This is a genomic window from Falsiroseomonas ponticola, assembly GCF_016805305.1.
GTDB lineage: Bacteria > Pseudomonadota > Alphaproteobacteria > Acetobacterales > Acetobacteraceae > Falsiroseomonas > Falsiroseomonas ponticola.
Window position 1 is genome coordinate 99,560 of the sequence record NZ_JAERQN010000015.1, and the last position, 6,985, is coordinate 106,544.

7 protein-coding genes are annotated in these 6,985 nt (G+C 72.4%); 6 read left to right on the forward strand and 1 reads right to left on the reverse strand.

Annotation, left to right across the window (positions count from 1 at the left end; genetic code table 11):
* Nucleotides 1–1,254: a serine hydrolase domain-containing protein gene (locus JJI54_RS29110; RefSeq protein WP_203076938.1), complete on the forward strand. Its 1,254-nt coding sequence runs from the start codon at nucleotides 1–3 to the stop codon at nucleotides 1,252–1,254.
* A 7-nt stretch (nucleotides 1,255–1,261) separates the two neighbouring features.
* The gene (locus JJI54_RS29115) at nucleotides 1,262–1,654 is read left to right on the forward strand and encodes a VOC family protein (RefSeq protein ID WP_203076939.1); all 393 of its coding nucleotides are present in this window, start codon (nucleotides 1,262–1,264) and stop codon (nucleotides 1,652–1,654) included.
* A 4-nt stretch (nucleotides 1,655–1,658) separates the two neighbouring features.
* Here the strand turns inward: JJI54_RS29115 and ftrA are convergent, their stop codons facing one another.
* Nucleotides 1,659–2,618: a transcriptional regulator FtrA gene (gene ftrA, locus JJI54_RS29120; protein WP_318987607.1), complete on the reverse strand. Its 960-nt coding sequence runs from the start codon at nucleotides 2,616–2,618 to the stop codon at nucleotides 1,659–1,661.
* A gap of 98 nt (nucleotides 2,619–2,716) precedes the next feature.
* Here ftrA and JJI54_RS29125 point away from each other — a divergent pair, with 98 nt between their 5' ends.
* The 4 genes from JJI54_RS29125 to JJI54_RS29140 all read left to right on the forward strand — a co-directional run bounded on the left by JJI54_RS29125 (nucleotide 2,717) and on the right by JJI54_RS29140 (nucleotide 6,742).
* Complete coding sequence (locus JJI54_RS29125) at nucleotides 2,717–3,109, forward strand: rhodanese-like domain-containing protein (RefSeq protein WP_203076941.1); 393 nt, start codon at nucleotides 2,717–2,719, stop codon at nucleotides 3,107–3,109.
* 63 nt (nucleotides 3,110–3,172) lie between these two features.
* Nucleotides 3,173–4,135, forward strand: coding sequence for a Bug family tripartite tricarboxylate transporter substrate binding protein (locus tag JJI54_RS29130; RefSeq protein WP_203076942.1), 963 nt, complete (start codon nucleotides 3,173–3,175; stop codon nucleotides 4,133–4,135).
* A 332-nt stretch (nucleotides 4,136–4,467) separates the two neighbouring features.
* Nucleotides 4,468–5,403 carry an N-carbamoyl-D-amino-acid hydrolase gene (locus tag JJI54_RS29135; protein ID WP_203076943.1) on the forward strand — a complete coding sequence of 312 codons (936 nt, stop codon included), beginning with the start codon at nucleotides 4,468–4,470 and terminating at the stop codon, nucleotides 5,401–5,403.
* Between the two features lie 259 nt (nucleotides 5,404–5,662).
* Complete coding sequence (locus tag JJI54_RS29140; protein WP_203076944.1) at nucleotides 5,663–6,742, forward strand: asparaginase; 1,080 nt, start codon at nucleotides 5,663–5,665, stop codon at nucleotides 6,740–6,742.
* Nucleotides 6,743–6,985: the final 243 nt, after the last annotated feature.

The following is a 6,985-nucleotide window of genomic DNA, read 5'->3' on the forward strand; positions in this document are numbered from 1 at the left end:
ATGAAGCGCCGTGCGTTCCTCGCCCTGCCCGCGCTGCTGCCGGCCTGCACGGCGGCCTCCTCGGGCAGCGGCGCCTTCACCTTCGCCAACGGCATCGGCACGCGCGCCGGCGGGCCGAACCTGGCGATGTACGCCCAGGCCGATGGCGGCTTCGCCCGCGCCACGCCGCGCAGCTGGACGACGCCGGCGACGGTGGTGGATGGCCTGTCCCGCAACGACGAATTCTACCCCGCCAACCCCATCCCCGCCGCCACCGCCACGCCCTGGCGCCGCGCCACGGCGGAACCCGTCCTCGGCTACGAAGGCGCCGCCGTGCTGGGCGGCGGGCGCTACGACATCGACGGCTACATGGACCGCAACCCCGCCACCGGCCTGCTGGTCGCGAAGGGCGACACCATCCTGGTGGAGCGCTACCAGTATGCCCGCACCCCCGCGCATCGCTTCGCCAGCTTCTCCATGGCCAAGACGGTGACGGCGCTGCTGGTCGGCGTCGCGCAGGCCGAGGGCGCGATCGGCAGCCTCGATACGCCGGCCGCCGCGCATGTCCCGGGCCTGGCCGGCACCGAATACGGCGCGACGCCGCTCCGCCACCTGCTCACCATGTCCTCTGGCGTGCAGTTCCGGGAGGAGTATGACGGCAACGACGACAACGCGATCCTCGGCCGCAACACGCTGGCCCGCGCGAGTGCCGGCGGCGCCGTGGCCCTCGCCCCCTTCAACACCCGCATCGCCGCCCCGGGCGCCCGCTTCTACTACGCCTCCTCCGAGACCTATGTGCTGGCGCTCGTCCTCCGCGCCGCCTTCGGCCGCCCGCTTGCCGCCGTGCTGGCGGAGCGCGTCTGGGGCCCGATGGGGGCGGAGGCGCAGGCCTCCTGGCTGACCGACGCCAGCGGCACGGAGCTCGGCTACATGGGCGTCAACGCCGTGCTGCGGGATTATGCGCGGCTCGGCCTGCTGATGGCCCGCGGCGGCGCCACGCCCGCCGGCCGCCAGGCGGTGCCGGAGGCCTGGATCACCGCCATGACGCGGCCCCATGTTGCCCAGGCCGGCCGCTTCTACGGCTATGGCTACCAGACCTGGATCTTCCCGGACCGCGAGAGCTTCGCCTTCCAGGGCGTGCGCGGCCAGGTGATCTTCGTGCATCCGCGGAGCGGGTTGGTCATGGCGCATACCGCCGTGCGGCTGGCCTCGCGCGATGCGGGCGGCGCGGATGCGGTGGCGCTGTGGAACGGGGTAAGGCGGGCGGTGGGGTGAGGATGCGATGAGTCCAGGCGGCATCACCCATCTCGACTACACCGTCATCCTGTGCAGCCGCCTGGCGGAGACGCGCGCCTTCTACACCGGCATCATGGGCTTCGCGGTGGCGGAGGACCGGCCGAACTGGGTGAGCTTCCGCCTCGGCGCCACGCTGCTCACGCTGCGGCCCCGCACCGCCTGGTCCGTCTGCGACGATGGCCCCCTGCCCCGCGGCACGGCGGCGGTGCAGCTCGCCTTCCGCGTGCCGCTCGATGCCATCGACGCCTGGCACAGCGCGCTGGTCGAACGCGGCGTGCCGATCCTGCGCCCGCCCACGGACCTGCCGCATTGGCGCCACCGCACGCTGTTCTTCCGCGATCCGGAGGACAACATCCTGGAGCTCTACGCGGAATACTGAGCGGTCACGCCGCCCGCCGCCCGAACCGCGCGCGCCACGCCGTCGGGCTCGTCCCCGTCCGCGCCCGGAAATGCAGCCGCAGCGTCGCCGCCGTGCCGAAGCCGGCCTGCATCGCCACCCCCTCCATCGGCAGGTCGCTCACCTCCAGCAATTCCTGCGCGCGCGCCACGCGTTCCGCCAGCAGCCAGGCGCCCGGCGCCATCCCCGTCGCCTCCACGAAGCGGCGATGCAGGCTGCGCAGGCTCACCGCGCCTTCGGATGCCATCCGCTCCAGCGGCCAATCCTGGTCCAGCGTCGCGCGCATCGCATCCAGCAGCGGCGCCAGCCGCGTGCCCGGCCGCGGCGGCACCGGGCGGGGGATGAACTGCGCCTGCCCGCCATCGCGCTGCGGCGGCACCACCAGCCGCCGCGCCACGCTGTTCGCCGCCTCCGCGCCGAAATCGCGCCGCACCAGGTGCAGGCAGAGATCGAGCCCCGCCGCGCTGCCCGCCGCCGTCAGCACGCTGCCCTCATCCACATAGAGCACGGCGGGATCGACGCGCAGCGACGGGAAGCGCGCCGCCAGCGCCTGCGCGTAGCGCCAATGGGTGGTGCAGCGCCGCCCCTCCAGCAGCCCCGCCGCCGCCAGCGGCACGATGCCGGAACAGAGCGACATCACCCGCGCGCCCTTCGCATGCGCCGCGCGCAGCGCCTCGCACACCGCATCCGGCACCGGCGCCGCGATCCCCCGCCAGCCCGGCACCACCACCGTGCCCGCCTGCGCCAGCAGCTCCAGCCCCGCCTCCGCCTCCACGCTGATCCCGCCCGCCGCGCGCAGCTTCCCCGCGCGCTCCCCGGCAACGGCGAAGCGGTACCAGCCCGGCCCCATCTCCGGCCGCTCCAGCCCGAACACCTCCACCGCCAGGCCGAATTCGAAGGTGCAGAGCCCGTCATAGGCCAGCGCGACGACGAGCGGGTTGTGCAACGGAGTTGGCATGATCCTGACGATACCTGGCATCCAGGCCAATCGCCAGCGCAAGCCCCAGCCGCCACCCTGGCGCCGCCAACCAGGGAGCCCCCCCGATGCCCAACCCCGTCACCGAAACCGCCGCCGCACCCAGCGCCGAGGCGCTGCGCCACTTCGCCGCCAAGCTCGGCTTCGAGACCGATTGCGACGACGTCCACACCGCGATGGCCACGCCCGATCCCGGCTTCGTCCTGCTCGATGTCCGCGGACCCAACGCCTTCGCCCGCGGCCATGTCCCCGGCGCGCTGAACCTGCCGCGCCGGCAGATGACGGCGGAGCGGATGGAAGCCTGGCCGGCCGAGACCCTCTTCGTCGTCTATTGCGCCGGCCCCCACTGCAACGGCGCGGACAAGGCCGCCGCCGCGCTGGCCGCGCTCGGGCGCCCCGTGAAGATGATGATCGGCGGCTGGACCGGCTGGCTGGATGAGGGGTTCGAGGCCGCCACCTGAACCCTGGCGCGCGGCGCCTTGCGGCGTTACTTCGGCCCCTAACAACCGCCGGAGGTCCGTCCCATGCTGCGCCGCGCGCTCCTCGCCACGCCCTTCCTGCTGCCCGCCCTGGCGAAGGCCCAGGACAATTGGCCCACCCGCCCCATCACCCTGATCGTCCCCTGGGCGCCGGGCGGGTCCAACGACGTCACCGCCCGCCTCGTCGCCCCCCTGCTGGCGGAACGCCTCGGCCAATCCGTGGTGGTGGAGAACCGCGCCGGCGGCGGCGGCTCCATCGGCATGGGCCAGGTCGTGCGCGCGCGGCCGGATGGCCACACGCTGCTGATCTCGTCGGCCTCCAACCACGTCTTCCACGCCCTGGTCTCGCCCGACCTCGGCTATGATGTGCGGGAAGCCCTGACCGGCATCGCCATGATGGTGGATGTGCCGAACGTGCTGGCCGTGAACCCCGCGACCAACATCACCAGCGTGCCGGAACTGCTGGCGCGCATCCGCGCCACGCCGGGCGGCCTCTCCTTCGGCTCCTCCGGCACCGCCAGCTCCAACCACCTGGCCGGGGAGCTGTTCCGCATGCTGAACAACGTGGAGATGGTGCACGTCCCCTATCGCGGCGGCGGGCCCGTGGCCACGGACCTCATCGCCGGCACCATCCCCATGGCCTTCATGAACCTGCCGACGGTGGTGGGGCCGGCGCAGGCCGGGCGGCTCCGCATCATCGGCGTCGGGACCAGCGAGCGCGTGCGCTTCCGCCCGGACATCCCGACCATCGCGGAACAGGGCGTGCCGGGCTACGCGGTGCGCAGCTGGACCGGCCTGTTCGGCCCGCGCGGCCTGCCGCGGCCCATCGTCGATCGCCTGGCGGAGGAGATGCGCCGCATCCTCGACAGCGATGCGATGAAGGCGCGCCTGACCGACCTGGCGAGCGAGCCGATCTGGATGGACCCCGCCCGCACCGACGCCTTCGTGCGGGAGGAATTCGACCGCTGGGGCCCCGTCGTCCGCGCCGCCAAGGTGACGGCCGACTGAAGACCCTTCTCGGTGCCCTCAGGCGCCGGGCGCGGCCTCCGGCCGCTTGGCTCGTCGTGCCGGAGGCACGCCTGCGGCGTGACGTGCCGGAGGCACGCCTGCGGCGTGACGTGCCGGAGGCACGCCTGCGGCGTGACGTGCCGGAGGCACGCCTGCGGCGTGACGTGCCGGAGGCACGCCTGCGGCGTGACGCACTGGCGGCGGGCCGCATTCCGGGACCCCAGGCACGTTGCGAAGCAACGCGCCTGGGCACCCGTCGCGGCCTCGGCCGGCGTGACGCCGGCCGCTGACTGGCGCACCATGTCAGCGGCATCCCACGGAGAGCGCCAGCCTTGCCCCGCATCCTCACCATGGCGGCCGCCCAGCTCGGCCCCATTCCCCGCAGCGAAACCCGCGCGCAAGTCGTCGAACGCCTGCTGGTGCTGATGCGGGACGCCGCCGCGCGCGGCGCCGACATCATCGTCTATCCCGAAGCCGCGCTCACCGCCTTCTTCCCGCATTGGTGGATCGAGGACGAGGCGGAACTCGACGCCTGGTTCGAAACCACGATGCCGTCGAACGAGACCGCGCCCCTCTTCGCGGAAGCGAAGCGCCTGAAGATCGGCTTCCACCTCGGCTACTGCGAACTCGTCCACGAAGGCGGCCGCAAGCGCCGCTTCAACACCGCCATCCTGGTGGATGACTCGGGCAACATCGTCGGCAAATACCGGAAGATCCACCTGCCCGGCCATGCCGGGCACGAACCCTGGCGCCCCTTCCAGAACCTGGAGAAACGCTATTTCGAGGTCGGCGACCTCGGCTGGCGCGCCTGGCGCACCATGGGCGGCGTGATGGGGCTGATGATCTGCAACGACCGCCGCTGGCCCGAAGCCTGGCGCGTGCTCGGCCTGCAGGGGGCGGAAATGGTCATGCTGGGCTACAACACCCCCCAGCACGACCCCGCCATGCCGCAGACGGACCCGCTGCAGGACTTCCACAACCACCTCTCCATGCAGGCGGGCTGCTACGCCAACGGCACCTGGGCCGTCTGCGTCGCCAAGGCGGGGGTGGAGGAAGGGATCATGCAGATCGGCGGCTCCTGCATCATCGCCCCCTCCGGCCAGATCGTGGCCCAGGCGCTGGGGCGGGGGGATGAGCTGGTCCTGGCCGATTGCGACCTCGATGCCTGCACCCCCTACAAGGAAACGATGTTCAACTTCGCGCGCCACCGGCGGCCTGAACATTATGCGATGATCGTCGAAAGAACGGGCTCCTTGCCGCCGGCGTGAGTGTCCGCCTGCGGATGCCGGCGGCTGAGGATTCGCAAGGGATCTTTCGTTCCTGGCAGGAGCCGGGCGCCGCCGATGCTGGTTGCACCGGCAAGGCCGGCGACGAACCAGGGGCGGAAAAGCCCGGCGAAGCCGACCCGCCGGCATTCGGAGGCGGACACAAAATGCTTCTGTTCGGCGTGCCCGGTTTTGTGGCACTGCTGCTGTCGCGGTGGACGTTCCGCCGCCGGTGCATGCCGACTCAAGGAAACCTCCCCCAATGACAGACGCAACGGATTTCGTTGAGCTCGCGAGGATATGGCGCGGGCCAGCGGTGGAGAGCGTCCATAGCGGCGCGGTCGTGGTCACCAACTTCGACGGCCGCCTGGTCGGCTGCTGGGGCGATGCCGGGACCGTCACCTTCCCCCGCTCCTCCCTCAAGCCCTTCCAGGCCATCGGCCTGGTCGAGAGCGGCGCCGCCGATGCCCTCGGCCTGAGCGACGAGCACATCGCCCTCGCCTGCGCCTCCCACGGCGCGGAATCCTTCCAGGTCGCCCTGGTGCAGGATTGGCTGGGCCGGCTCGGCCTCGACGAATCCGCCCTGGTCTGCGGCCCGGCCCTGCCGCGCGGGCAGGACGATATCGTCGCCGCCTGCCAGGCCGGCGGCCCGCGCCGCATCTACCACAACTGCTCCGGCAAGCATTGCGGCTTCCTGTCGGTGGCGAAGCAGCTCGGCGCCGGGCTGGACTACGCCAACCCCGCCAACCCCGCCCAGCAGCTCTACATGGACGTGCTGAGCGAATATCTCGGCCGGGACGCCCGCAAGCTGCCCATGGGCCATGACCATTGCGGCCTGCCCGCCGCCGCCGTGCCGATGCGGGACATGGCGACCGCCATGGCGCGCCTCGCCGTCGGCTGGTCCGCCAACAACGCCCGCCGCGCCGCCGCCAAGCGCGTGGTCCGCGCCATGACGACCCACCCCGACCACCTCTCGGGCATGGATGCCGCCACCTCCCGCCTGGTGCGCGCCACCAACGGCAAGGTCGTGCTGAAGGGCGGCGCCGAGGGCTTCCTGCTGGCCGCCGCGCCGGAACGCGGCCTCGGCTTCGCCATCAAGGTCGCGGACGGCGCATCCCGCGTGAAGTGGGGCGTCCTGGCCCGCATGCTGGGCCACTACGGCGTCCTGCCGGTCGCGGAAGCGGAAGCCCTGATCCAGCAGGTCGAACCCCCCGTGCCCAACAGCAACGGCAGCGAAGGCGCCCGCACGCAGATCGTGCTGGAACAGCCGGTGCCGACGACCCCCACCGAAGCGACCCTCGCCTTCTGGATGGGCGGCGTGAAGGAAGCGCTCTTCCCGTAAGGGAAAGGGCGCGAGGCCCGCACCCCTCCGGCCGTCCCCGTTGGGGAGCGAGGGCCGGACGGAGGGGGCGGGCCGCTTCGTGCCTGGGGTGCGGTGGTCTGCGAGGGGCGCTGCCCCTCGCGCTCCCCGCCGAGGGGCAGCGGCCCCTTGTGTCTTGGCGATGATGCATAGTGTGACCGCCGGTGCAGGGCTGCAGCCCTGCACCGGCGGCGCGATCTCGAGGCCGTCGGCCCTTCGGTCCTA